Here is a 25,926-nt window from a genome sequence, read left to right on the forward strand (position 1 = left end):
CGAGCCGACCACCGCTGCTCACGTGTTGAAGTACTTCGCCTCGGGGTGGTGGGCGACGATGGCGTCGGTGGACTGCTCCGGGTGGAGCTGGAACTCCTCGGACAGGACCACGCCGATGCGCTCGGACCCCAGCAGGTCGACGATCTTGGCCCGGTCCTCGATGTCCGGGCACGCACCGTAGCCGAACGAGTACCGCGCACCGCGGTAGCCGAGCTTGAAGAACTCCCGCACGTCCTCGGGGTCCTCCTGGGCCACCGTGCCGCCGCCGGACCAGGCCAGCTCGCGGCGGATGCGGCGGTGCCAGTACTCGGCCAGCGCCTCGGTGAGCTGCACGCTCAGGCCGTGCACCTCCAGGTAGTCCCGGTAGGCGTTCTTGGCGAACAGCTCGTTGGCGTAGTCCGCGATCGGCTGCCCCATGGTGACCAGCTGCATCGGCAGCACGTCCACCTGGCCGCTCTGCTCGGCCTGCTCGCGCGACCGGAAGAAGTCGGCCAGGCACAGCCGCCGGTCGCGCTTCTGCCGCGGGAAGAAGAACCGGCAGCGCTCCGGCGCGTCCGGCTCGTCCTTGTCCAGCACGACCAGGTGGTTGCCCTCGCTCACGCAGGGGAAGTAGCCGTAGACCACCGCCGCGTGCTGCAGGATGCCCGCGGTGGACAGCTCGTCGATCCAGTGCCGCAGCCGCGGCCGGCCCTCGGTCTCGACCAGCTCCTCGTAGGACGGCCCCTCGCCCTTCTTGGCACCGCGCAGGCCCCACTGGCCGAAGAACGTGGCCCGCTCGTCCAGCAGCGCCAGGTAGTCGGCGACCGCGACGCCCTTGACCACCTTGGAGCCCCAGAACGGCGGGGTGGGCACCGGCACGTCGGCGGCCACGTCGGAGCGCGTGGTGTCGTCGTAGCCGGGTTCCTCGCCCTGCTGGGCCTTGCGCTTCTCGGCGATGCGCAGCGACCGCTCGCGGCGGGCCTTGCGCTCGGCCTTCTTGGCCTGCTCGGCGGCGTCCTCCTCGGGGGTCTCCCCGCGCTTGATGGCCATCAGCCGGTCCATCAGGTGCAGGCCCTCGAAGGCGTCCTTGGCGTAGCGGACGTCGCCCTCGTAGATCTCGTCCAGGTCGTGCTCGACGTAGGAGCGGGTCAGCGCCGCGCCACCCAGCATCACCGGGTACTTCTTGGCGAGCCCCCTGGAGTTCATCTCCTCCAGGTTCTCCTTCATGATCACAGTGGACTTCACCAGCAGCCCGGACATGCCGATGGCGTCGACCTGGTGTTCCTCCGCGGCTTCGAGGATCGCGTTGATCGGCTGCTTGATGCCGATGTTGATCACGTCGTAGCCGTTGTTGGAGACGATGATGTCGACCAGGTTCTTGCCGATGTCGTGCACATCGCCCTTGACCGTGGCCAGCAGCAGCTTGCCCTTGCCGCCGGACTCGTCCTTCTCCATGTGCGGTTCCAGGTAGGCCACCGCAGCCTTCATGACCTCGGCCGACTGCAGCACGAACGGCAGCTGCATCTGCCCGGAGCCGAACAGGTCACCGACGACCTTCATGCCGGCCAGCAGGTTCTCGTTGATGATCGCCAGCGGCGACTTCTCCCGCATCGCCGCGTCGAGGTCGGCCTCCAGGCCGTTGCGCTCGCCGTCGATGATCCGGCGCTCCAGCCGCTCCAGCAGCGGCAGCTTGGCCAGCTCCTCGGCGCGGGAGGCGCTGCTGGACTTCGCGGTCTGGCCCTCGAACAGCTGCATCAGCTTCTGCAGCGGGTCGTAGCCCTCACGGCGCCGGTCGTAGACCAGGTCCAGCGCGACCTCGCGCGCCTCCTCGTCGATCTTGCTCATCGGCAGGATCTTGGAGGCGTTGAGGATCGCGGTGTCCAGGCCCGCTTCCCGGCACTCGTGGAGGAACACCGAGTTGAGCACCTGCCGCGCCGCCGGGTTGAGGCCGAACGAGACGTTGGACAGGCCGAGCGTGGTCTGCACGTCCGGGTGGCGCTTCTTGAGCTCCCGGATCGCGTTGATCGTCTCGAGGGCGTCCCGGCGGACCTCTTCCTGACCGGTGGTGATCGGGAAGACCAGGCAGTCGATGATGATCGAGGACTTCTCCATGCCCCAGTTGGTGGTCATGTCCTCGATCAGCCGTTCGGCCACCCGCAGCTTCCACTCCGCGGTGCGGGCCTGGCCCTCCTCGTCGATGCAGGTCACCACGACGGTGGCGCCGTGCTCGACGGCCATCTGCATGACCCGCTCGTACCGGGAGCCCGGCCCGTTGCCGTCCTCCCAGTTGACCGAGTTGATCGCGCACCGGCCACCGAGGTGCTCCAGCCCGGCGCGGATCACGTCCGGCTCGGTGGAGTCCACCATGATCGGCAGCGTCGAGGCGGTGGCCAGCCGCGAGGCCAGCTCCGACATGTCGACGGTGCCGTCCCGGCCCACGTAGTCCACGCACAGGTCCAGCATGTGCGCGCCCTCGCGGGTCTGGGCCTTGGCGATCTCCACGCAGTCGTCGTAGCGGCCCTCCAGCATCGCCTCGCGGAACGCCTTGGAGCCGTTGGTGTTGGTCCGCTCGCCGATGTTGAGGATCGAGGCGTCCTGCTCGAACGGCACCGACTGGTACACCGACGACACCGACGGCACGTGCTCCGGCGTGCGCTGCGCGGGGGTGAGCCCGCGGACCGCTTCGGCCACCGCGCGCACGTGCTCGGTGGTGGTGCCGCAGCAGCCGCCGACCAGCCGGGCCCCGTACTCGGTGACGAAGCCGGCCAGCGCCTCGGCCAGCTCGTCAGGCTGCAGCGGGTACACCGCGCCGTTGGGGCCGAGCTCGGGCAGACCCGCGTTCGGCATCACCGACAGCGGGATGCGGGAGTTCTGCGCCAGCACGCGCAGGTGCTCGCTCATCTCCGCGGGACCGGTGGCGCAGTTCATGCCGATGAGGTCGATGCCCAGCGGCTCCAGCGCGGTCAGCGCCGCGCCGATCTCCGAGCCGACCAGCATGGTGCCGGTGGTCTCCACGGTGACCTGCGCGATGATCGGCACCCGCCGCCCGGCCTGCGCCATCGCGCGCTTGGCGGCGATGATCGCGGCCTTGGTCTGCAGCAGGTCCTGCGAGGTCTCCACCAGCACCACGTCGATGCCGCCGTCGAGCATGCCCAGGACCTGCTCGAAGTAGGCGTCACGCAGCGTCGCGTAGGGCGCGTGCCCCAGCGTCGGCAGCTTCGTGCCCGGTCCGACCGAGCCCAGCACGAACCGCGGGCGGTCCGGCGTGGAGTACTCGTCGGCGGCCTCGCGAGCCAGCGCCGACCCCTTCTCGGCGAGCTCCCGGATGCGGTCCGGGATGTCGTACTCGGAGAGGTTGGCCCAGTTCGCACCGAAGGTGTTGGTCTCGATCGCGTCCGAGCCCGCTTCCAGGTAGCCCCGGTAGATCGAGGACACCACGTCGGGTCGGGTGACGTTGAGGATCTCGTTGCAGCCCTCGAGGTTGGCGAAGTCGTCCAACGTCAGGTCGAAGGACTGCAGCGCGGTGCCCATGCCGCCGTCGGCGACGAGGACGCGCTCGTCTACGGCGGCCAGGAAACCGCTCGGATCGTTCTGCCGGTCTGCCATGCCGTGCCTACTCCCCGTCGCTCAGCGGAGCTTCGCCCCGACCTCACCCGCCGCGGCGTCGCCGTAGTGCTCGGCGAACCGGGCGAGGAACGACTCGCGCTCCACCTGGTACTCCTGGGGCCCGTCGGCCTCCAAGGAGACGGTGGCCAGTGTGCATCCCAGCTGCAGCGACCGCTCCAATCCCAGTTCGTGGGACAGCCCGGCCAGGAAACCGGCGCGCAGCGCGTCGCCGACACCGGTCGGGTCACCCTTCTGCTTCTCCTTCGGCGGGGTGACCTCCACGGTAGGTTGCGAGGTGGACTCCACCTGGACGCCCTTGGCACCCAGCGTGGTCACCCAGCTGCCGACCCGCTCGAGGACCTCGGCGTGGCTCCAGCCGGTGCTCTGCAGCAGCAGGCCGTGCTCGTACTCGTTGGTGAACAGGTACTCGGCCCCGTCGACCAGCTCGCGGATCGCGTCGCCGTCCATCCGGGCCAGCTGCTGGCCGGGGTCGGCGATGAACCGGTAGCCGCGGTCCCGGCACTCCTGGGTGTGCCGCAGCATCGCGTCCGGGTCGTTGGCGGAGATGACCACCAGGTCCAGCCCGCCGACCCGGTCGGCGACCGGCTTGAGCTCGATGTCCCGGGCCTCGGACATCGCGCCGGCGTAGAAGGAGGCGATCTGGTTGAAGTCGGTGTCGGTGGTGCACAGGAAGCGCGCGGTGTGCTTGGTCTCCGAGACGTGCACCGAGGCGGTGTCCACGCCGTGCCGCTCCAGCCAGGAGCGGTAGTCGTCGAAGTCGCGGCCGACGGCGCCGACCAGGATCGAGCTGACACCCAGCTGGCCGAGGCCGAAGGTGATGTTGGGCGCCACCCCGCCACGCCGCACCACCAGTTCGTCGACCAGGAACGACAGCGACACCTGTTCGAGGCGGTCGGCGACGAGCTGCTCGGTGAACCTACCGGGGTAGGTCATCAGATGGTCGGTGGCGATGGATCCGGTCACCGCAATCCGCACTGCACTACTCCTTTACCAGGGGGCGGGCCCGCCCCGAAGCTCCATTGGACGGCCGTCGGCACCGGACTGCGGGGCGCAGTCGCCCGCGCCCCGCAGTCCGCGCACCAGCTAGCTCCAGCGACCTCAGACGCCGGCGGCGCTCTTCAGCGCCTCGGCCCGGTCGGTCCGCTCCCACGGCAGGTCGACGTCGCTGCGTCCGAAGTGACCGTACGCTGCCGTCTGGGCGTAGATCGGGCGCAAGAGGTCCAGGTCACGCACGATGGCGGCCGGGCGCAGGTCGAAGACCTCGTTGATGGCCGCCTGGATCTTGACCGGGTCGACGTTCTCGGTGCCGAAGGTCTCCACGAACAGACCCACCGGGGCCGCCTTGCCGATCGCGTAGGCGACCTGCACCTCGATGCGGCTGGCCAGGCCCGCGGCGATGGCGTTCTTGGCCACCCAGCGCATCGCGTAGGCCGCGGAGCGGTCCACCTTCGACGGGTCCTTGCCGGAGAACGCACCGCCACCGTGGCGGGCCATGCCGCCGTAGGTGTCCACGATGATCTTCCGACCGGTCAGCCCGGCGTCACCCATCGGCCCACCGACCACGAACCGACCGGTCGGGTTGACGAGCAGACGCGTGTCCGAGGCGTCCAGCCCGACCCGCTCGATCTCGGGGTCGATGACCTTCTCCTTGATGTCGGCGGTCAGCATGCCCTCGAGGTCGATGTCCGCCGCGTGCTGGGTGGACAGCACCACCGTGTCGAGGCGGACCGCCTGGTCACCGGCGTACTCGATGGTCACCTGGGTCTTGCCGTCGGGCCGCAGGTACGGCAGCACGCCGTCCTTGCGGACCTTGGTCAGCCGACGCGACAGCCGGTGCGCCAGCGCGATCGGCAGCGGCATCAGCTCGTCGGTGTCCGTGCAGGCGTAGCCGAACATCAGGCCCTGGTCGCCCGCGCCCTGCTTGTTGATCTCGTCATCGGCGCCCTCGACGCGGGTCTCGTGCGCCGTGTCCACGCCCTGCGCGATGTCCGGGGACTGCGACCCGATCGCCACGTTCACACCGCAGGAAGCGCCGTCGAAGCCTTTCGCGGAGGAGTCGTAGCCGATCTCCAGGATCTTGTCCCGCACGATGGTCGGGATGTCCGCGTAGGCCTTGGTGGTGACCTCACCGGCCACGTGCACCTGCCCGGTGGTGACCATCGTCTCGACGGCCACGCGCGAACGCGGGTCCTGGGCCAACAACGCGTCCAGCACGGCGTCGCTGATCGCATCGCAGATCTTGTCCGGGTGTCCCTCGGTCACCGACTCACTGGTGAACAACCTGCGGTTGATCTCACTCACGACTGCTCCTCACCTCAACTGCTGCGGCTTGATCCTTGCGTACGGTAGTGACCTTCCGGGGCACCGGGTGTCGGTCGGCGCTCCGGCGGGGCCTGCTCAGGCACGGGCGTGGATGATGCCCCAGGCCAGGTTCCCCGCCTTACCACCGTCGACCCAGTTCTTCAGGCCTGTCTTCATCTTGGTGCGGTACTCGTCACTGATCTTGTCGGCGAGCTCGGCCTCGCGGCTCTCCAGCACCTCCAGCACGCGCCCGTAGTGGACGGGCAGGTGCTCGGTGAGGTCTTCGAACTCGAAGTTCTGCAACCCGAGCCGGGCGAGCTCGCGGCGGTAGAAGCCCGGCGAGCCCATCGTGTCCAGGTTGATCCGGGCCAGGATCGGGCCGAGGTCCTTCGTGCGGGCGCCGTCCGCGGCCATCGGGTCGGTGAAGATGAAGGAACCCCCGCCCTTGAGCACGCGGGTCACCTCCTCCAGCACCCGCTCCCGGTCACCGCTGTGCAGGATCGCATCCTGCGACCACACGATGTCGAAGGCGTTGTCCTGGAAGGGGATGTCCTCGAAGGAACCGTCCTTGACCTCGATCAGGTGGTCGAGGCCCTCAGCCCGGTTGAACTCGATGTTCCGGGCGTTCTCCACCTCGCTGAGGTTGAGGCAGGACACCTTGCAGCCGTAGGTCCGGGCCAGGTGGCGGGCAGCGCCGCCGTAGCCGGAGCCGATGTCGAGGATCCGGGTCTCCGGGGTGATCTCGACCTTGCTGGCCATGCGTTCCACGGTCCGGCGGGACGCCACGTCGATGTCCTCGTCCGGCGAGTTGTAGATGCCGACGTGGATGTCGTTGCCGCCCCAGACGTGGTAGTAGAAGTTGTCCGCGTCCTCGGAGTTGTAGTAGTCGCGGGCGGTGTGCACCGCGGCGGAGTAGACGTCGGAGAGCTCCTCGTCGGGCCGGTACTTCTTCTCCGCGACGTGGATGAAGAAGTCCGGTTCGTCGTCGTGGTAGGTCTCCTGGAAGTCGCCGTAGGTGTCGATCCGCTGGAACCCGACCTCGCGCATGAGCCGCCGCATGTAGTTCTTCCGCAGCGGGTACATGTTGAGGAAGAATTCAGACTTGTCCGGGAACGTGTACTTGAACCGGGCCAGCCCTTCGTCGACGTATTCCGGCTCCGCGGAGACGTCCTCGCCGGCGTAGTAGTAGGTGTGCTTCGACGAGAATCCGTTGTCCAGGATCGCGTCGTAATTCCGCTGGTCGATGATCAGGACGCCGTCGTGCTTGAGCATCGCGTAGAACTCGGCGAGCGCTTTCCGCCGGTCCCGTTCCGAGAACAGGTGCGTGAACGAGTTGCCCAGGCAGATGATCGCGTCGTACTCGCCGTGGACGTCACGATTCAGCCAGCGCCAATCCGCGTGCACCACGCGGAGGATGTGACCGCCGTAGGTCAGGCCGTTGCTGAAGGCCTTGGCCAGCATCTGCGGGCTGCCGTCGGCGCTGACCGCGTCGAACCCCTCCTCGAGCAGCCGCACCGAGTGGAAGCCGGTGCCGGTCGCCACGTCGAGCACCGATTTCACGCCGCGGGCCTTGAGCTGGTCGATGAAGAAGGAGCCTTCGCTCTCGTAGCGCTTCTTCCAGTCGATCAGCTCGTCCCACTTCTCCACGAAGCTGCCGACGTACTCGTGCGTGTAGTGGTCCGACTCGCGCACTTCCAACGGATTATCGCCGAACACCTGCTCCTCGCGCGCCACCAGGTCGGCGGTATCCGGAGTTCCGGAGCCTGCGCTGGAGTCCAGGTCGTCCACGCTCTTGGCCATGCTTCACTCCCACCACTCACGTTGGTCATGCGCCACCGCACAACTCGAGCACGCGAAAGAACCGCACCCGAGCTCGTCCGTGGCCGTGCCGGGTCGCCACTGCGAAATAAGGCAACACCTAGATCGGCGCGGGCAGCCGAGAAACGCTCAAGGCCGCGAAGCGCAACGCCGATCGCACTCGAACGGCACCCTTGCCGATCAGTGCTGACGCGGAATTCCCTGCGTCGTTGACCAACCTAGGCGAAGGAGATCTCAAAGCAAGCGTACGAACGTGTGACGCTAATCACCGGAATGCGATGATTGCGTGATTCGGAAAGTCACCCTGGGTGTATGAGTGCGCTACTACCAGCGCTATTTCAATGCGTTCGCACGGAGGGTAACGATTCGAGGCGTGCGATTCATCACCGCTCCGTGTACAATGCGCGCGCAATCCCGGATACCACAGGGAACCGGGAATTCGCAACCGCGTGATGCAGGAATGTGGGGATCGGGAGCGCCGCGCTGACCGCTGCTTTGCCTTCCCTGCCATTCCATCGCGACGCGGACCCCGGATGTTACGATACCTGGCCCCGCCGCGCGAGCCCTTTCGGCGAACTCGTCCGACTTCCTCCACGACGGGGGGCGGCGCGCATCCACCGCCACGCGCCGCCCCGCTGCCGCCGGCTCAGCCCTTGAGCTCGGGGAAGTCCTCCTCGCGGAACTCACCGGTCCGGCCGTCGCTGCCGGCCAGCTCGTCCTCGCGGTGCCGCAGCTCGACCCGGCGGATCTTGCCGGAGATCGTCTTCGGCAGCTCGGCGAACTCCAGTCGGCGCACCCGCTTGTAGGGCGCCAGGTGCTCGCGCGCGAACCGCAGGATCGACAGCGCGGTCTCCCGCGTCGGCTGGTGCTGCCCGGCGAGCACCACGTAGGCCTTCGGCACCGCCAGGCGGATCGGGTCCGGCGCCGGCACCACCGCCGCCTCCGCGACCGCCTCGTGCTCCAGCAGCGCGCTCTCCAGCTCGAACGGGGAGATCCGGTAGTCCGAGGCCTTGAACACGTCGTCGGTGCGGCCCACGTAGGTGATGTAGCCGTCCGCGTCGCGGGTGCCGACGTCACCGGTGTGGTAGTAACCGCCGCGGGTGACCTCGGCCGTGCGCTCGGTGTCGTCGGCGTAGCCGGTCATCAGCCCCACCGGGCGCGGTTGCAGCGCCAGGCAGATCTCCCCCTCTTCGGCGGGTTCGCCGGTGACCGGGTCGAGCAGCTCGACCTCGAACCCGGGCAGCGGCCGCCCCATCGAGCCGGGCCGCACCTCCTGCCCCGGCGTGTTGGCCACCTGCACGCTGGTCTCGGTCTGCCCGAAACCGTCCCGGATGGTCACGCCCCAGGCTCGCCGCACCTGCTCGATGATCTCCGGGTTCAGCGGTTCTCCAGCCCCGACCACTGTGGAGGGAGGCGTGTCCAGAGTGGTCAGGTCGGCCTGGATCAGCATCCGCCACACGGTCGGCGGGGCGCAGAAGCTGGTGACCCCGCACCGCTGCATCTGCTCCATCAGCGCGGTGGCGTCGAACCGCTCGTAGTTGTGGATGAACACCGTCGCCTCGGCGTTCCACGGCGCGAAGACGTTGCTCCAGGCGTGCTTGGCCCACCCCGGCGAGGAGATGTTGAGGTGCACGTCGCCCGGCTGCAACCCGATCCAGTACATCGTGGACAGGTGCCCGATCGGGTAGGAGGAGTGGGTGTGCTCCACCAGCTTCGGCAGCGCGGTGGTGCCGGAGGTGAAGTACAGCAGCATCGGGTCGTCGGCCCGGGTGGGACCGTCCGGGGTGAACTCCTCGGCGGCCTCGTGGCTGTCCGCATAGGACGTCCACCCGGGAACCGGCTCGCCGACCGCGATGCGGGTGTAGTCGCCGGGCACGTCGGCGAACTTCGCCGTGTCGCGCGACGTGGTCACCACGTGCCGGGCGCGTCCCCGGTCGATGCGGTCGCGCAGGTCGGCCGGCCCGAGCAGCGGCGTGGCGGGGATGATCACCGCACCCAGCTTCATCGCCGCCAAGATCGTCTCCCACAGCTCCACCTGGTTGCCGAGCATCAGCACCAGCCGGTCGCCGCGGGCCACGCCGAGGCCGCGCAACCAGTTCGCCACCTGGTTCGAGCGCCGCGTCATGGCGCGGAACGACACCGTGCGCTCGGAGCCGTCCGCCTCCACGATCCACAGCGCGGTGGCGTCCCGCCGCTCACCGATCGTGTCGAACCAGTCCAGCGCCCAGTTGAACTCGGCGGGACGCGGCCACTGGAACTCCCGTCGCGCGGTGTCGTAGTCCGTCCGGTGCCGCAGCAGGAAATCGCGCGCGGTCTGGAACATCTCGGTAGCACTGACTCGGGCTTCGGTCACGCCCTCACCCTCCTGACTCGGCATCGTTGCCGGAAAGCTGAAGCGGGCCAACAACGTAACCCCGGTGCACCCGGCAGATCCATGCCGCTGCTCCGATTTGCGGCCCCCCTTTCGGCCGCGTTGACTGTCCGTGCGCTCATGGTCATTGTTGTCGATTGATGGTGCTCCGTGTTGGATCAGGAGCCGCGGCCCGTCCGCGGCGGCAAGCCTGGAGGCAAACGTGTTGCTGCGCGCCCTGCTGCTCACCGCACTGCTGACCGCCTCCTCCGGTCTCCCCGCCGCGGAGGCCACCGCGGACCCGTGGCGGCCGAAACCACCGCCGCTGACCACCCCGTGGACCGACGAGGTCGGGCCGGACAACGCCCTGCCCGAGTACCCGCGGCCGCAGCTGACCCGGGACCGCTGGCTCAACCTCAACGGCCTGTGGGCCTACGGCGGCGGCAGCACGCCGCCGGAGCAGACCCCCGAGCAGATCCTGGTGCCCTACCCGCCGGAATCGGGCCTGTCCGGCATCCAGCGGCACGACGACCACATGCTCTACCGGCGCACGTTCGAGCTGCCCCCGGACTGGGCCGGTGAGCGGGTGCTGCTGCACTTCGGGGCGGTCGACCAGAAGGCCGAGGTGTCGGTCAACGGCCGCCCGGTGGCGGTGCACGAGGGCGGCTACACCGCGTTCAGCGCGGACATCACCGACGCGCTCACCCCCGGCGGCCCGCAGGAGATCGCGGTGTCCGTCGAGGACCGCAACGACGCGAACCCGTACCCGCTGGGCAAGCAGCGCAACGAACCGGGCGGGATCCTCTACACCGGAGCGTCCGGGATCTGGCAGACGGTGTGGCTCGAGCCGGTGCCGGAGGAGCACATCGCCAAGCTCGACATCACCCCGGACCTGACCGGTTTCGACCTCGTCGCGCACACCTCGGCGCCCGGCGACCAACCCGTCGAAGCCGTCGTGTCCGACCGGGACGGCCAGGAGGTCGCGCGGGCCCGCGGCCGGGCCGGCGAACCGCTGCGGCTCACGGTGTCCGACCCGCACCTGTGGACGCCGGACGACCCGTACCTCTACGACATCCAGGTGCGGCTGGTCGACTCCGGTGACGTGGTGGGCAGCTACGCCGGGCTGCGCACCGTCGGGCTGCTGCACGACGAGCAGGGCCGGCCGCGGCTGGCGCTCAACGGCCGGATCCTCTTCCAGCACGGGCCGCTGGACCAGGGCTACTGGCCGGACGGCATCTACACCGCGCCGACCGACGAAGCGCTGCGCTCCGACCTGGAGGTCACCAAGCGGCTGGGCTTCAACATGGTCCGCAAGCACGTCAAGGTCGAACCGGCCCGCTGGTACTACTGGGCCGACCGGCTGGGTCTGCTGGTGTGGCAGGACATGCCGTCGCTGCCGATCGACCTCGCCGACCCGCCGGGCAGCAACCCGCCGCCGAGCGAGGAGGCGCGCGCGAACTACCGCGCCGAGCTGACCGCCATGATCGACCAGCTCCGCAGCGTCACCTCGATCGTGGCGTGGGTGCCGTTCAACGAGGGCTGGGGCGAGTTCGAGACCCGCGAGATCGCGGACCTCACCCGGCGCACCGACCCCACCCGGCTGATCGACATCAACAGCGGCGTGAACTGCTGCTACTCGCTGCCCGACAGCGGCGCCGGCGACATCTACGACGACCACACCTACGTCGGGCCGGGCCGCCCGGAGGTGCGGGACCACCGCGCGGTCGTGGACGGCGAGTACGGCGGTCTCGGCCTCATCGAGGAGGGCCACCTGTGGCCGGGTGAGCCGGGCGCCTACGAGATGACCGACAGCCGGGAGGCGCTGACCCGCCGCTACCGCGAGGTCAGCGACGAGCTGGTGCGCATCATCGAGGCCAACGGGCTCTCCGCGGCGATCTACACCCAGACCACCGACGTGGAGAACGAGGTGAACGGCTTCCTCACCTACGACCGCCGCATCCTCAAGCCCGACGTGGCCGCGGTGCGCGCCGCCAACCTCGCGGCCATCGACGCGGGCACGCCCTGACGCCGACTGGCGCCCGCTGCCCCGGCGGGCCAGGCTGACCACCGATCACCCGGCGCGCCCTGCTCCCTCCCGCGCCGGCCACCCACCACCCGCCGTTCACCCGGGTACCGGTCGACCCCCGACCACCGGGACTGGAGGAACCACGATGCGACGCTTCAGCAGACGCGCAGCGCTCGTCACCGCGGCCGGCGCCACCACGGCCGCCGCCCTGGCCGCCCCGGCCGCGGCCCGGCCGCCCCAGAGCGCGCCGACCGCGAACGGCCGGTTGTACGAGATCCGGTCCGGACGGCAGCGCGCGGTGGTCGCCGGGGTGTCGGCGACGCTGCTGTCGTGGCAGGTCGACGGGACCGAGATGCTGCTGACCCACGACGCCGACGAGGTCGGCGAGGGCTACCAGGGCAAGACGATCCTGCCGTGGCCCAACCGCATCGACCACGGCCGCTACACCTTCGACGGCCAGGAGCTGCAGGTCCCGGTCAACGAGCCGGAGCGCGACGCGGCGCTGCACGGGCTGATGAGCTTCGTGGAGTGGCAGCCGGTCGAGCACCGCCGCGACCGGGTGGTGCTGGAGCACGTGCTGCCGCCGACCTACGGCTACCCGTTCCAGATGGCGTTCCGCATCGAGTTCGCCGTGGACGGCAGCGGGGTGCGCAGCACGCTGACCGCGACGAACGTCGGCCGCACCGCCGCCCCGTTCGGCACCGCCAACCACACCTACCTGGCCGCGGGCGGCGACCGCATCGACGACATCGTGCTCGAGCTGCCCGCCAGCACCCACTACCTGGTCAACGACCGGCTGATCCCGACCGGGAAGGCGCCGGTGGACGGCACCGAGTACGACTTCCGCCGGGCCCGGCCGATCGGCCCGACCCAGATGGACACCGCCTTCACCGACCTCAGCCGCGACGCCGACGGCGGCGCCGTGGTGCGCTTCGCCCGCCCGGACGGCGTCACCGCCGAGCTGTGGGTCGACCGCACGCACGGCTACCTGCAGGTCTACACCGACGACAGCCCGAGCACGGACCGCCCGACGCGGCAGGGCATCACCGTGGAACCGATGACCTGCGCGCCCAACGCGTTCGTCACCGGCGACGGCCTCGTCGTCCTGCGCCCGGGCGAGGCCCACACCGGCAGCTGGGGCTACCGGATCGCCGACTGACCACCAGTACAGTGATCGGCGTGGCCGAGCACACCCAGATCCCCACGCCAGCCGGAACGTTCGACGCGCTGACCGCCGGCCCGCAGGAGGGCCGCCCGGTCCTGCTGCTGCACGGGTTCCCGGAAGCCGCCGTGGAGTTCAGCGAGCAGCTCGCGGTGCTCGGCGGTGCCGAGTGCTTCGCGGTCGCGCCGGACCAGCGCGGCTACTCCCCCGGCGTGCGCCCGGAGCAGGTCAGCGACTACCGGATGTCGGAGCTGGTGGGCGACGTGCTGGCCATCGCCGAGCACTTCGGCTGGGAGCGCTTCGACCTGGTCGGGCACGACTGGGGCGGCGCGGTGGCCTGGGCGACCGCCGCCGCGCACCCCGACCGCGTGCGCACCCTGACCGCCGTGTCGACGCCGCACCTGGACGCCTTCGCCGACGCGCTGCGCAACGACGAGGACCAGGCCCAGCGCTCGGCGTACATGAAGGTCTTCCGCTCCTCCACCGCGGAGAAGACGCTGCTGGCCGACGGCGCCACGAAGCTCCGCCGGATCTACTACCCCGGCGTGCCGGACCACCACGTCGACGACTACGTGCAGCGGCTGACCGAGCCGGGCGCGCTCACCGCGGCGCTGAACTGGTACCGGGCGGCGCGCTTCGACAGCGACGAGATCGGCCCGGTCCGGGTGCCGACGCTGTACGTGTGGAGCACCGAGGACGTGGCGCTCGGCTCGACGGCGGCGCTGGCCACCGCCGAGCACGTCACCGGGCCCTACCGGTTCGAGATGCTGGAGGACGTCACGCACTGGGTGCCGGAGGAAGCGCCCGACAGCCTCAACCGGCTGCTCCTGGAGCACCTGCTGGCGCACCAGGACTGAGCGGCGCGCTCAGGGTTGCTGGTCGGGCAGCGAGCCGGCCAGGAACTCGACGAACTCCGTGCCGACCGCCTCGAACACCGCGCCCTCGTGACCGCCCGGCAGGTAGGACACCACCGGGGTGTTCGGGTAGCGCCGGACCAGCTCGTCGATGCCGTCCAGGAACGGGTCCGCGTCGCCGGTCCAGACCCCGACCGGCACGTCGCCGAGCTCGTCGAGGCGGTGCAGCGGGTCGACCGCCAGCCACTCGTCCTCGGTGGCGAAGGCTTCCTTCTCCCGCATGCCCTCCCAGCTGGTCTGCAGCGCCGGGGCCAGCTCGGCGACGGCGGCGACCGGATTGCCCGCCTGGTTGCGGTCCGCGGCGTAGGTCAGCGCGCCGAACCCGCCGGTGGAGATGCCCGCGACGGCGAACGGCAGGCCCTCCTCGTCGCCGAGGCCGCGTTCGGCCAGCCAGGCCGGCAGCTCCTCGGTGAGCATGGCCGCGAGGTCGCCGTTGGCCGAGCCGTCGTTCCAGTACGGGTTGTAGCCGCCGTCGACCACCACGAACCCGAACGCCGGGATCCGGCCCTCGTGGTAGAGCCGTTCCAGCGAGGCCAGCGTGTCGTACGGGATCGGCGTGGGGTCGATGCCGTCCCGGCCGTGCAGGTAGAGCACGACCGGCAGGTTCTCGGTGGACTCCAGCCCCGTCGGGTAGGCCAGGTAGAGCCGCGTGTCGGTGCCGCGGTGCGCGGAGTGCACCACTTCGGTGCGGATCTCCGGCATCGCCAGCCCGGACACCGCGGGGTCGGCGTCCACGGCCGGGGCCGGTGCGACGGGGGCCGCGGGCGGTGCGGCCGTGCACCCGGCGAGGGACACCGCGACGGTGGCTGCGGCGAACAGGCTTGCGGATCTCCGTGCGCGGGACACTCCACCTCCAACGTCCACGATGTCCGCGTCCACGTTACCGACCCGTAGATCCTTGCTGGGTGCTCGGGTGGCGGCGAGCATGTCTGCGAGATCCGCCGGCGCGAGCGGGTCCGGAGCGCTGAGGAGTGGGTACGTGAAGGGTTCCGAGAGCCTGTTGGCCACCGCGGTCGCCGCCGGCGTCCAGGTCTGCTTCGCCAACCCCGGCACCACCGAGATCCCGCTGGTCGAGGCGTTCGACCAGGTCCCGGGGCTGCGGCCGGTGCTGGCGCTGTCCGAGGGGGTGGTCACCGGGGCGGCCGACGGCCACGCCCGGATGACCGGCGCCCCGGCGCTGACGCTGCTGCACCTCGGTCCGGGCTTCGCCAACGGCATCGCCAACCTGCACAACGCGCGCCGCGCCCGCACGCCCGTGATCAACCTCATCGGCGAGCACGCCAGCTGGCACCAGGCCGCCGACGCGCCGCTGGCCAGCGACATCGAGTCGCTGGCGGCTCCGGTGTCGGGCTGGGTGGGCCGCACCACCTCCGCGGCGAACGCCGCCGCCGAGTTCGCCGCGGCGCACCGCGCCGCCCGGGAGCAGCGGCTGCCCGCCACGCTCATCGCCGCCGCCGACCACATGTGGAGCGACGGCGGCCGCCCCGCCGAGGTCGCGGCGGTGCCCGGGCCGCCCGCGGTGGACGACCAGCAGGTCGCCGCGATCGCCAAGCTGCTCACCCGCGGCCGCGGGCGGCCGGCCCTGCTGCTCGGCGACCGCGCGCTGGCGCCCGAGGCGGTCCGCACCGCGGCGCGCATCGCCGCCACCGTCGGCGGCGAGGTGTTCGCCGAGCGCACCCCCGCCCGCATCGACCGGGCCCCGGACGTCCCGGCGGTGCGCCCGATCCCCTACTTCCCGGAGGACGTCCTGCGCGTGCTGGACGGGTTCTCCGACCTGGTGCTGGTCGGTGCCCGCACCCCGGTGTCGTTCTTCGGCTACCAGGGCCTGCCGAGCTACCCGGTGCCCGACGGCGTGCAGGTGCACACCCTCGCCGACGTCGAGCAGGACGCGGTGGAGGCGCTGCGGGCCCTGGCGGAGGCGACGGGCAGCGCCGCCACCGAGGTCCCGCTCCCCGCACCGCCCGAGGTCTCGGTGCCGGACGGCGCGCTGACCGCGGCGGGGATCGCGGCGGCGATCGTGTCCACCCAGCCCGAGGGCGCGATCGTGGTCAACGAGGGCGTGTCCTCCGGCGCGGCGTACCCGGCGCTCGCCGCGGCCGCACCGGCGCACTCCGAGCTGACCAACACCGGCGGCGCGATCGGCATGGGGATCCCGGTGGCCACCGGTGCCGCGATCGCCTGCCCGGACCGGCCGGTCATCGGCTTCCAGGCGGACGGCAGCGCTGCCTACTCCCTCCAGGCGCTGTGGACGCAGGCGCGCGAGCAGCTGGACGTCACCACGGTGATCTGCGCCAACTCCCGCTACGCGATCCTGCGCGCGGAGCTGCGCCGCGCGGGGATCGACCAGCCGGGCCCGGCGGCCGCCGGCATGACCGACCTCACCGGTCCCGCGGTGGACTGGGTCGCGGCGGCGCAGGGCTTCGGCGTCCCCGCCACCCGGGCGACCACCGGCGCCGAACTGATCGACGCGCTCCGCCGGGCGCACGCCGAACCCGGTCCCCACCTCGTCGAGGCGGTGCTGTGAGCGGTCGCTAGGCCAGCAGCGCGACGCCGAGGACGACCAGCGCCGCGGCCTTGAGCACCTCGAGCGCGACGTACCACAGGTGCGCGGTGGAGCGCGGCCCGTCGTGCCCGGCGAGGACGGTGGCGGTGCGCCGCGCCAACCGGGGCCGCACCGCGACGAGCTGGAGGACCAGCAGCCCGATCGCCGCGGCGGCGGCCGCGAGGACGCCGCCGCCCGGGCGGGCGGCGACCAGGCCCACCACGACGACGACCGCCAGCACCGCTTCGGCGGTGTTGAGCGCGCGGAAGACCAGGCGGCCGATGGCCAGGCCGGTGCGCAGGTCGACGCCGGGCGCCCGGAACTTCAGCGGCGCTTCGAGGAACGAGATGGCCAGCACCATGCCCAGCCACAGCCAGGTCCCCGCGACGGCGAGCGCGCTCATGCGACCCCCAGCTCCCGGTCCGGTCCGGACACCTCGACGTGGTCCGCGGTCCACCCCCGGTCGAGGAGCCGGCGGTGCACCCGCGCCGCGACCGGCGGCGGCCCGCACACGTGGGCCTCTGCCCCGGCGGGCAGCGCGACGCCGTCGCGGTCGACCAGCCCGCGCCGCAGGTGGGCGGTGGGCTTCCGGCCGCCGGGGTCCTCGTGCCAGCGGTGCGGGGTCGCCCGCGGCAGCTCGGCGCGGACGGTGCCGGTCGAGGCGGGGGAGAGCACGGGGAACACCTCCATCGGACGGACGGCGTGCGGACGGTGCTGGTCAGCCCGGCGGGCCGGCGCCGAGGGTGAGCAGCAGGGTCCGGGTGGGCGGCGCGGTGACGTCGGCGATGGTGAGCGGGTCGAGCGCGGCGAAGAACGCCTCCTGCGCCTGGCGGAGCGCCGAGCGGAGCCGGCAGCCACCGCGCAGCGGGCACGGGGTGGCGCCGTCGCAGTCCACGACCTCGTCCGGGCCCTCCAGCGCGCGGACGACGTGGCCCACCGAGACCTCCCGCGCGCCCGGCGCGAGGCGCAGTCCACCCGCGCGGCCGCGCTGGGTCTCGACGAGCCCGAGCTCCTTCAGCGCGGTCACGACCTTCGCGGCGTGGGTGTAGCGGACGTGGAGCTGCTCGGCGAGCGCCTTGGTCGTCGTCTGGTCGCCCTCGTCGAGCACGGCCAGCCGCATCACGATCCGGAGCGCGAGGTCGGTGAACGCGGTGAGCTGCACAGCTCGCACGCTAACCTGTTCCGCATCTCAGATGCGGAATATCGTGAGCACTCTCGCACCGCCCCCGGCACGAAAGACCGCGAGTCCCCCCGGGTTCCGGCCCAGAGGGACTCGCGGACCCCCAGCTCTCAGCCCGCGACGAGCATCCGGTCGTCGTCGAGCAGTCCGTGGCGCATCGCGAAGGACGCCGCCTCCAGGCGGGAGTGCACCCCGAGCTTGGTCAGCACCGACTGCACGTGCGTGCGCACCGTCGTCGGCGCCACCCCCAGCTCCTTGGCCATGGCGGTGGTGTGCGCGCCGTCGACCAGCATCCGCAGGCACTGCCGCTCCCGGGCGGTCAGGTGCGAGGCCAGCCGCCGCGCGTCGGTGGTGCCCGCCAGGCGCGGCGCGCGGGACGCGGCCAGCTCGACGACCACCTCGCCGTCCAGCACGCCGCGGATGGCTGCGGCCAGCACCGCCAGGCCGCACATCTTGTTCACGTACCCCGCCGCGCCCTTGGCCAGCGCCGCGCGCATGCCCGCCACGTCCCCGTCGGCGGTGAGCACCAGCACCCGGGTGCCGCCGCCGACCAGCTCGCCGATCACGTCCAGGCCGTCGCCGTCGGCGAAGAAGCGGTCCAGCAGGCACAGGTCCGGCCGGTGCGCTCCGACCGCGGAGACCACCGCCGCGACCTTGTCGGCGGTGCCCACGACGCGGTGCCCGTGCTGCGGCAGGGTCGCGACGAGCGCGTCGATGAAGATCGCGTGGTCGTCACCGAGGACCAGGTCGGCCATCGCGGTCACCGCCCGCCCACCGCGTGCGGTGGGAACACCAGCCGCGCGCAGGTCCCGCCGCCCGGTGCCGGGTCGACGCGCAGCTCCGCCCCGCAGCGCCGGGCCAGCGCCCGCACGATGCCGAGCCCGAGCGAGGCCGCACCCCGCGGCCCGCGGCCGAACCCCGGCCCGTCGTCGGTGATCTCGACGCGCACCGCGCCCGCGACCTCGCGCACCGCCACCGCCACCCGACCGTCCGGACCCGCCGCGCGCACCGCGTTGTCCAGCAGGTTCGACACCATCCGCCACAGCGTCGTCTGGTCGGTCCGGAGGGTGACGTCGGTGCCCTCCTCCAGCACCACCTCGGCGGGGCCGCGCAGCGACGCGACCGCGACCAGCTGGGTGAGCAGCTCGCGCAGCGCGAACCCGCCCTCGCGGGGCTGGGCCCGCAGGTCGACCAGCTGCATGAGCCGGTCGAGCTCCATCTCCATCAGCTGCAGCCGGTGCAGCGCGTCGCCGTGCAGCGCCGGGTCGGCGCGCAGGCCGTCCGCGAGGTAGGACAGCGTCGCGAGACCGTGCCCCAGGTCGTGCAACAGGCTGCGCAACTCAGCGCCACCTCGCGAACTCCGCGGTCCGGGCGGCTCCTGCTCCCGGACCGTTCTGGTCATCGTGTGCACAGCGACTCCTCTCCCCCACAGCAGTCCGTGCTACCCGGCACATCGGCTCGTGCACACGGCGTGTTGCACCTGCTGCAGAGCGGGGAGTGCGACTACTCCACGTGCCGGGGGAAATCGGTCTCCCGGGCTGTGGTGCGGCCGACGCGCGTGACGCACCGCTACGGTGCGTCACTCCGCCCGGTACGCCTGGGCGAGGGCGTCGGCCAGCTGCCCGATCTCGTGACGGCCGGCCACCCGCTCGCGGGCCGCCGCCGCCAGGCGGGCGGCCCGGTCGGGGTGGTCCAGCAGGTGCGCCACCGCCCCGGCCAGCAGGTCGGGCCGGTGGGGAGGCACCAGCAGCCCGGTCTCGCCGGGGACCACGACGTCCCCCACCGCGTTCACCGCGGTGGCCACCACCGGCACGCCGCAGACCATCGCCTCCACGATCGCCAGCGGCAGCCCCTCGTACCGGCTGGGCAGGGCGAACACGTCCAGCGCGGGCAGCAGCCGGACCACGTCGTCGCGCTCCCCGGGCAGTACCGCGCGCACCCCCGCCGCGGCGGCCTGGGCGCGCACCCGCTCGGCCTCCTCGCCGTCGCCGACCCACACACCCACCACCTCGGGCCGGCGCAGGGCGGCCAGCGCGGCGATGAAGTGCTCCGGCGCCTTCTGGTAGGTCAGCCGGCCGACCGCGCCGACCACGACGTCGTCGGGCGCCAGCCCGAGCGCCCGGCGGGCGCGCCGGCGGGTCTCCTCGTCGCGCCGGGGCGCGGCGTGGTCGACGGCGACGCCGATGGTGCGGATGCGCTCGGGCGGCAGCAGGCGGCGCTGCACGGCCTCGACCGCGACACCGCCGCCCACGCACAGCGCGAGGTCGGTGATGCGCCCGAGGCGGCGTTCGACCGCGACGTAGGCGCGCCGCCGGTGGGCGGGCTGGAAGCGGTGGAAGCCGAAGCCGTGGAAGGTGTGCACGACCCGGCCGACCCGCGCCCGGCGGGCCGCGACCCGGCCGAGCGCGCCCGCCTTCGAGCAGTGCGTGTGCACCACGTCGAACCCCCGCAGCAGCGCGGTCAACCGGTGCAGCGCGAGCAGGTCGTGGGCCGGTGCGACGGGTCTGCGCAGCGCGGGCTCGACGACCGTCTCCAGCCCGGCCTCCTCGGCCTGGCGCAGCAGGCTGCCGGAGCCGGTGATGAGCGTGACCTCGTGGGCGTCCGGGTCCAGCGCCGCCGCCCCGCGCAGCGCCAGCGTGCCGGCACCGCCCGAGAGCCGGGTGATGACGGTGGCGACCCGCAGGCTCACCGCGCGAGGTCCGGTTGGTCGTCGGCGCGCATCCCGGCCTCGCGGGCCACGCTGACCGCTTCGAGCTGGCTGTGCACCTGGAGCTTGGCCAGGATGCTGCGGGTGTGCGTGCGGACGGTCTCGGCGGAGATCATCAGGTCCTCGGCGATCTGCGCGCCGCGCTTGCCGTTGACCATGCCGGTGAGCACGTCCCGCTCGCGGTCGCTGAGCACGGCCAGCGGACCGCTGCGCTGCCCGGCGCGCTCGGCGTCCTCCCGGAGTTCGCGCAGCACCGGGCCGAGCAGGTCGGGCGGGTACCAGCTCTGCCCGCGGCACACGCCCAGCAGCACCTCGGTGAGCTCGTCGAGGTTGCGCTCCTTGGGCACCCAGGCGGCCGCGCCCGCGCGGGCCGCCGCGACGGCCTGCTCGGGCGCGTGAGCGCCGGTCAGCACGACGATCGCAGCACCCGGCCGGGCGCTGCGCACCCGGGACACCAGGCGCCCGGTGCTCGGCCCGGCGGGTTCCACGTCGAGGGTGATCACGTCCGGCGCGGACCGTCTGACCACATCGGACAGTCGCGGGTCGCTGGTGGCGCAGTGCCCCACCACCCACAGGTCGGTCACGTCCGCGAGCCGGGCGCCGAGCGCCTCGGCGAGCATCGTGTGGTCGTCCACCATGAGCAGTCGCAGCACGTTCACCACCCCAGGATGGCCGCCCGGCGCCGCCGAGTCCTCGTCCACGCGCACGAGAACACCAGTCCGACGTTCACGGGCTCGCGTGGTCGGCCACGTGCCGGCCCGGGCTGCGCCAGCGGCCGGAGGACTTGGTCAGCCACGCGCCCGGGATCGCGTACAGCGCGATCGCCGCGTCCAGCACCCGCATCGGCAGGAACAGCAGTCCCACCAGCAGGTAGCGCGGTTGCCGGTGCACCAGCGCCACCACGCAGGTCAGCGCCAGGTCCGGCACCAGCACCCCGAACACCAGCGCGGACGGCGTGGCGAACCCGCTGACGAAGGCGTGCACGTCCCCGAAGAGGGGCGCGTGAACCAGCCCCGGCAGCAGCTCGGGCAGCAGCAGCACCAGGACCACGACCGGCAGCATCACCAGCAGCGTGCTGCTGGTGAGCATCTCCAGCAGCAGCAACGCCAGCATCGCGGTGAACAGGTTGCACCGCGGCGGGTGCAGCCGCACCGTCTGCCACAGGCCCAGCGCCCAGCGCTTGCACTGCTTGACGTAGTCGGTGAAGGTGCCCGGGTCCTGGGTGGCGGCCACCGCCGCCGGCGTGAAACCGACCTTGCCGAGCCGCTTCTGGTACACCTCGAACGTCATGTTGAAGTCCTCGATGACCAGACCCGGCGGGTTCACCTCGATGCGCGGCAGCACCTCGGTGCGGTACATGCTGGCGAAGCCGGGGACGATGTGGGTGGCGTTGACCCGCCGCCAGGTCTGCCCGAACTTCAGCAGGTACTGCGTCATCGTGTAGATCCGCTGCCGGTGGAACGCGACCAGCTTGCCGACCGGACCGAGCCCGCGGCCGCGCCAGGTGGTCTTGACGCACCCGGCGACGGCGACCACGTCGGGGTCGTCGAACAACCGCAGCGCCGCGTCGAAGTAGCCGGGCTGCACGTGGGTGTCGGCGTCCAGCAGCATCACCACCGGGTAGCGCTCGACGAGCTCGAACCGGCGGATCGCCTCCTGGATGGCACCGGCCTTGCCGACGTTGCGCGCGGTGCTGATCACCCGGACCCCGCACGCGCGGGCCAGTTCCACGGTGCGGTCGGTGGAACCGTCGGAGACCACGTGCACGTTCTCCACCGGCACCAGCGCGGTGATCGCCGCGATGCTGTCGACGATGACCGCTTCCTCGTTGTGCGCGGGCATGAGCACCGCGACGTCGTCGACGCTCAGCCGGTCGGTGTCGTCGAACCGGTCCCGGCCCACCACCGCGGCCCCCTGGCGGTCGCGCCAGCGCTGCGCGGTGCCCTCCAGCAGGCGCAGCAGGCCGATCGTGCCCCACAGCGCGAAGTTCGCGCCGAACACCGCGATCGCCAGCAGCCACCACGGAAGCATCCCACCCACCCCCGACCCGTCGGGTCACTTCTCCACCGGCAGGCTGTGCGCCAGCTCTGCCCAGGTGTCGGTGTCCTCGTAGCCGAACATCCACAGGTAGACCCCGCCGATGCCCGCGCCGCGCGCCGCCTCGAACTTCGCCTTGGAGCTGGCGGCGTTCTCGAACCACACCTCGTGCTCGCGGCCCTGCTCGTCGGTGTAGCGGAACCACGGCGACTGGGCGTGCGCGTCGTACTGCGGTCGCGCACCGTGCTCGGTGGCCAGCTGGAACGCCTTCAGCCACGTCACCCCGGTGCCCTCACCGCCGACGACCCAGTCGTAGCCGTAGAGCGGCACGCCGAGCACGATCCGCTCAGGCGGGACCTGGGTCTTGGCGTAGTCGAGGACGGAGCGGATCCAGCCGATCGGCGCGACCGCCCCGGGCGGCGAGGTGTTCCAGTGGAAGTCGTAGCCCATCAACCGGACCTGGTCGGCGGCCTTCCCGATCGCCGCGTAGTCCTGGGCCACGTTGCGCTCGTCGTACCCGGCGTCGGAGTCCTTGGCGAACACCGCCACCGACAGCGTCCTGCCCGCCGCGTCCAGCGCCGCGCCCAGCTCGGTGACGAAGTCGCTGAACACCTGCCGGTCGCCGGAGCGCAGGTTCTCGTAGTCGATGTCGATGCCCGCGTAGTCCTCCCGCTCGACCAGCTCGACGATCTCGGCGACGTGCCGGTGCCGCCGCACCGGGTCGTGCAGCACGGCGGCCACCGGCTCGTAGGCCCACTCGCCGTCGGTGATGTTGGCCAGCGACGGCACGATCGGGATCCCGGCCTGCCGCAGCTGCGCGATCCGGGCGCCGACCTCCGCGGTCTGCTCCGGCGGGAACTGCTCGAGCACCCGACCGTCCCGGGACAGCCCGTAGATCCACGGCGAGACCTCGTTGACCGAGCCGCGGTGCTCGACCACCACGTCGGTGCCGTGACCGAGGTTCCAGAACGGCAGCGAGGCGACCACCACGGGGCTGTGCGCCACCGGCCCGCCCCCGCGCGGCACCACCAGGAAGGCCACCACCAGCAGCGAGACCGCGACCAGCGAGAGCAGCCAGAGCGAACCGCCCAGGCTGCGGACGGTGCGGCCCCGGTGCGCCGCGCCCGGACCGCGCGGCGGCACCTCGGGCCGTTCGCACGTCGCCTCGGCGAGACGTCGTCGCATGTCGCCGCTCCTCACGCCGGGGCGGGCTCGGCGCCCCGCACCTGCTCGTCGATCACCGCGCGGATGATGTCGTCGAGGCTGCGCCGCGGCCGGAAGCCGATCAGCTCCCGCGCCAGGGAGCAGTCCGGCACCCGCCGCTGCATGTCCTCGTAGCCCGGGCCGTAGGCGTCCTCGTAGGACACCCGGACCGTGCCGCTCGACGACCCGGTGGCCGCGATGATCCGCGCCGCCAGGTCCTCGATGGACACCTGCTCGGTGCTGCCCAGGTTCACCGCCAGGCCCAGCGCGCGGTCCAGCTGCACCAGCCGCACCAGCGCGGGCACCACGTCGGCGACGTGGCAGAAGCAGCGGACCTGCCGCCCGGTGCCGAAGATCGTCAGCGGCCGGCCCTGCAACGCCTGGCCGACCAGCCGCGGGATGACCATGCCGTAGCGGCCGCTCTGCCGCGGCCCCACCGTGTTGAACAGCCGGACGATCACTGCCGCGAGCCCGCGTTCGTGCACGTAGCAGTGGGTGAGGCTCTCGTCGAGGGACTTGGCCTCGGCGTAGGTCCAGCGGGACTTCAGCGGCGAGCCGAGGACCCGGTCGTCGCCCTCGGACAACCCGATCTTGGTGTTCTTGCCGTAGACCTCGCTGGTGGAGGCGATGAGCGCCCGGGTGCCGTGCCGCAGCGCGGCGTCGAGCACGTTCTCGGTGCCGTGGACGTTGGTCAGCAGGCCGTGCAGGGTGCGCTCCTGGATGACGAACGCCCCGACGGCGGCGGCGAGGTGGAACACCACGTCCGCGCCCGCCATCACCTCGTCGACCAGCCCCGCGTCGAGCACCGAGCCCCGCACCAGCCGCAGCCGCGGGTGCTCGACCGGCAGGTTCTCCCGCCGCCCGGTGCTGAGGTCGTCCAGCCCGACGACCTGGTGGCCGTCGGCCAGCAGGTGCTCGACCAGGTGCGATCCGATGAAACCGGCGGCGCCGGTGACCAGTGCGCGCATCACGCCCTCCCCGCAGGCACGGCCGCCCGGCTGCGCTGCCACAGCCGGTCGTAGAGGTCGTCGATGCGGCTGGTGACCGCCTCGATGCCGTAGTGCGCGCGGATCGCCGGTTCGTCCGCGCGGGGCCGGGCGGCCATGAGCTCCGCGGCGATCTCGGCGCTCATCCGGTCGACGGTGCCCGGCACCTGGCGGGCCCGGTCGGTGCGGATGCCGACCAGCGCCGGGCAGGTGGTGTAGAGCACCGGCAGGCCGTTGCCGATCGCCTCCAGCACCGACAGGCCGAAGGTCTCCTGCTCGGAGGAAGCGACGAACAGGTCCAGCGCGGACAGCACCGCGGCCACGTCGTGCCGCTGCCCGGCGAAGACCACGTGCCCGGTCACCTCGTGGGCGCGGGCCACGGCCTCCAGCCGCTCCCGGTCCGGGCCGTCACCGACGACGAGCAGCGTGGTGCGCTCGCCCAGCAGCGGCGCCGCCGACTCGATGACCAGGTCGAACCGCTTGTTCGGGTCCAGCCGCCCGAGCACGCCCACCACGTGGGCGTCCGGGGCGATGCCGAGCTCCCGGCGGACCCGGACGCGGGCCTCGGGGTCGAACTCGACCCGGCTGAAGTCGACCCCGTTGGGGATCACGGTGATCTTGCGCGCCGGCATGCCCCACCTGCGCAGCCGCTCGGCGACGGTCTCGGAGACCGCGATGGTGGCGTCCGCGCACAGGTCGGTGCCCAGGTACAGCGCGCGCACGCCGAGCGTCATCCGCCGCCGTTCCAGGTGGGTCTCGCCGATCGAGTGCTCGGTGGAGACCACGACGCCCGTCCCGGCCAGCCGCGCCGCCACGCGCCCGTAGACGCAGGCCCGGTAGAGGTGGGTGTGCACCACGTCGTAGCCGCCGGCACGGATCAGCTCGCGCAGCTTCAGCACGGCGCTGACCTGCGTGTTGCGCGTCATGCCGAGATCGCGCACGCGGATGCCGTCACCCGCGATCATCGCGGCCACGTCGCCGGGGTTGTACAGCGTCACCACCTCGGCGTCGTGCCGGGTGTGCTGCAGCACCTGCCGCAGCTGCAACTCGGCTCCCCCGACGCCGAGCCCGGTGATCACGTGCAGGACCTTCAT

General features: G+C 71.9%; 21 protein-coding genes. 4 read left to right on the forward strand and 17 right to left on the reverse strand.

Annotation, left to right across the window (positions count from 1 at the left end; translation table 11 throughout):
* Positions 1 to 18: 18 nt before the first annotated feature.
* From metH to HNR68_RS18765, 5 genes are all read right to left on the reverse strand, one after another.
* Positions 19 to 3,585: a methionine synthase gene (metH, locus tag HNR68_RS18745; protein WP_179722911.1), complete on the reverse strand. Its 3,567-nt coding sequence runs from the start codon at positions 3,583 to 3,585 to the stop codon at positions 19 to 21.
* 21 nt (positions 3,586 to 3,606) lie between these two features.
* Positions 3,607 to 4,581: a PfkB family carbohydrate kinase gene (locus HNR68_RS18750; protein ID WP_179722913.1), complete on the reverse strand. Its 975-nt coding sequence runs from the start codon at positions 4,579 to 4,581 to the stop codon at positions 3,607 to 3,609.
* A 123-nt stretch (positions 4,582 to 4,704) separates the two neighbouring features.
* Positions 4,705 to 5,907 (reverse strand): methionine adenosyltransferase, encoded by a 1,203-nt coding sequence (metK, locus tag HNR68_RS18755; RefSeq protein WP_179722915.1) that lies wholly within the window; start codon positions 5,905 to 5,907, stop codon positions 4,705 to 4,707.
* Positions 5,908 to 6,003: 96 nt separating this feature from the next.
* Positions 6,004 to 7,707 carry a glycine/sarcosine N-methyltransferase gene (locus tag HNR68_RS18760; RefSeq protein WP_179722917.1) on the reverse strand — a complete coding sequence of 568 codons (1,704 nt, stop codon included), beginning with the start codon at positions 7,705 to 7,707 and terminating at the stop codon, positions 6,004 to 6,006.
* 664 nt (positions 7,708 to 8,371) lie between these two features.
* Positions 8,372 to 10,048: an AMP-binding protein gene (locus tag HNR68_RS18765; RefSeq protein WP_246331240.1), complete on the reverse strand. Its 1,677-nt coding sequence runs from the start codon at positions 10,046 to 10,048 to the stop codon at positions 8,372 to 8,374.
* 250 nt (positions 10,049 to 10,298) lie between these two features.
* Between HNR68_RS18765 and HNR68_RS18770 the strand changes: the two genes are divergently transcribed.
* From HNR68_RS18770 to HNR68_RS18780, 3 genes are all read left to right on the forward strand, one after another.
* Entirely contained in the window at positions 10,299 to 12,101 is a 1,803-nt protein-coding gene (locus HNR68_RS18770) for a glycoside hydrolase family 2 protein (protein WP_179722921.1), read from the forward strand.
* 145 nt (positions 12,102 to 12,246) lie between these two features.
* Positions 12,247 to 13,260, forward strand: a complete 1,014-nt coding sequence (locus HNR68_RS18775; protein WP_179722923.1) for an aldose 1-epimerase family protein — start codon at positions 12,247 to 12,249, stop codon at positions 13,258 to 13,260.
* Between the two features lie 20 nt (positions 13,261 to 13,280).
* Positions 13,281 to 14,120 carry an alpha/beta fold hydrolase gene (locus HNR68_RS18780; protein ID WP_179722925.1) on the forward strand — a complete coding sequence of 280 codons (840 nt, stop codon included), beginning with the start codon at positions 13,281 to 13,283 and terminating at the stop codon, positions 14,118 to 14,120.
* A 9-nt stretch (positions 14,121 to 14,129) separates the two neighbouring features.
* On the opposite strand, the gene HNR68_RS18785 is transcribed toward HNR68_RS18780, so the two are convergent.
* Complete coding sequence (locus HNR68_RS18785) at positions 14,130 to 15,023, reverse strand: alpha/beta hydrolase (RefSeq protein ID WP_343050244.1); 894 nt, start codon at positions 15,021 to 15,023, stop codon at positions 14,130 to 14,132.
* Positions 15,024 to 15,156: 133 nt separating this feature from the next.
* On the opposite strand from HNR68_RS18785, the gene HNR68_RS18790 reads away from it, so the two are divergent.
* A complete protein-coding gene (locus HNR68_RS18790) occupies positions 15,157 to 16,701 on the forward strand; it encodes an acetolactate synthase large subunit (RefSeq protein WP_179722927.1) in 1,545 nt (514 codons plus the stop codon).
* Between the two features lie 7 nt (positions 16,702 to 16,708).
* Here HNR68_RS18790 and HNR68_RS18795 read toward each other — a convergent pair whose 3' ends face one another.
* The 11 genes from HNR68_RS18795 to HNR68_RS18845 all read right to left on the reverse strand — a co-directional run bounded on the left by HNR68_RS18795 (position 16,709) and on the right by HNR68_RS18845 (position 25,926).
* Entirely contained in the window at positions 16,709 to 17,122 is a 414-nt protein-coding gene (locus HNR68_RS18795) for a hypothetical protein (RefSeq protein WP_179722929.1), read from the reverse strand.
* Positions 17,119 to 17,409 (reverse strand): ferredoxin reductase domain-containing protein, encoded by a 291-nt coding sequence (locus HNR68_RS18800; RefSeq protein WP_179722931.1) that lies wholly within the window; start codon positions 17,407 to 17,409, stop codon positions 17,119 to 17,121. The genes HNR68_RS18795 and HNR68_RS18800 overlap by 4 nt, the downstream gene beginning before the upstream one ends.
* Positions 17,410 to 17,437: 28 nt before the next feature.
* The gene (locus HNR68_RS18805) at positions 17,438 to 17,890 is read right to left on the reverse strand and encodes an RrF2 family transcriptional regulator (protein WP_343050245.1); all 453 of its coding nucleotides are present in this window, start codon (positions 17,888 to 17,890) and stop codon (positions 17,438 to 17,440) included.
* Between the two features lie 119 nt (positions 17,891 to 18,009).
* On the reverse strand, positions 18,010 to 18,654 hold the full coding sequence (locus HNR68_RS18810; RefSeq protein ID WP_179722935.1) for a LuxR C-terminal-related transcriptional regulator: 645 nt from the start codon (positions 18,652 to 18,654) through the stop codon (positions 18,010 to 18,012).
* A 5-nt stretch (positions 18,655 to 18,659) separates the two neighbouring features.
* Positions 18,660 to 19,238, reverse strand: a complete 579-nt coding sequence (locus HNR68_RS18815) for a sensor histidine kinase (protein WP_179722937.1) — start codon at positions 19,236 to 19,238, stop codon at positions 18,660 to 18,662.
* A gap of 240 nt (positions 19,239 to 19,478) precedes the next feature.
* Positions 19,479 to 20,588: a glycosyltransferase gene (locus HNR68_RS18820; protein ID WP_179722939.1), complete on the reverse strand. Its 1,110-nt coding sequence runs from the start codon at positions 20,586 to 20,588 to the stop codon at positions 19,479 to 19,481.
* Positions 20,585 to 21,265 (reverse strand): LuxR C-terminal-related transcriptional regulator, encoded by a 681-nt coding sequence (locus tag HNR68_RS18825; RefSeq protein ID WP_179722940.1) that lies wholly within the window; start codon positions 21,263 to 21,265, stop codon positions 20,585 to 20,587. Before HNR68_RS18825 ends, HNR68_RS18820 begins: the two co-directional genes overlap by 4 nt.
* A gap of 67 nt (positions 21,266 to 21,332) precedes the next feature.
* The gene (locus HNR68_RS18830; protein ID WP_179722942.1) at positions 21,333 to 22,637 is read right to left on the reverse strand and encodes a glycosyltransferase family 2 protein; all 1,305 of its coding nucleotides are present in this window, start codon (positions 22,635 to 22,637) and stop codon (positions 21,333 to 21,335) included.
* 24 nt (positions 22,638 to 22,661) lie between these two features.
* Positions 22,662 to 23,828: a glycosyl hydrolase family 18 protein gene (locus HNR68_RS18835; RefSeq protein WP_179722944.1), complete on the reverse strand. Its 1,167-nt coding sequence runs from the start codon at positions 23,826 to 23,828 to the stop codon at positions 22,662 to 22,664.
* Between the two features lie 11 nt (positions 23,829 to 23,839).
* Positions 23,840 to 24,814, reverse strand: a complete 975-nt coding sequence (locus tag HNR68_RS18840) for an NAD-dependent epimerase/dehydratase family protein (RefSeq protein ID WP_179722946.1) — start codon at positions 24,812 to 24,814, stop codon at positions 23,840 to 23,842.
* A complete protein-coding gene (locus HNR68_RS18845) occupies positions 24,814 to 25,926 on the reverse strand; it encodes a glycosyltransferase (RefSeq protein WP_179722948.1) in 1,113 nt (370 codons plus the stop codon). The genes HNR68_RS18840 and HNR68_RS18845 overlap by 1 nt, the downstream gene beginning before the upstream one ends.

The sequence above is a fragment of the Saccharopolyspora hordei genome (assembly GCF_013410345.1).
Taxonomy (GTDB): domain Bacteria; phylum Actinomycetota; class Actinomycetes; order Mycobacteriales; family Pseudonocardiaceae; genus Saccharopolyspora; species Saccharopolyspora hordei.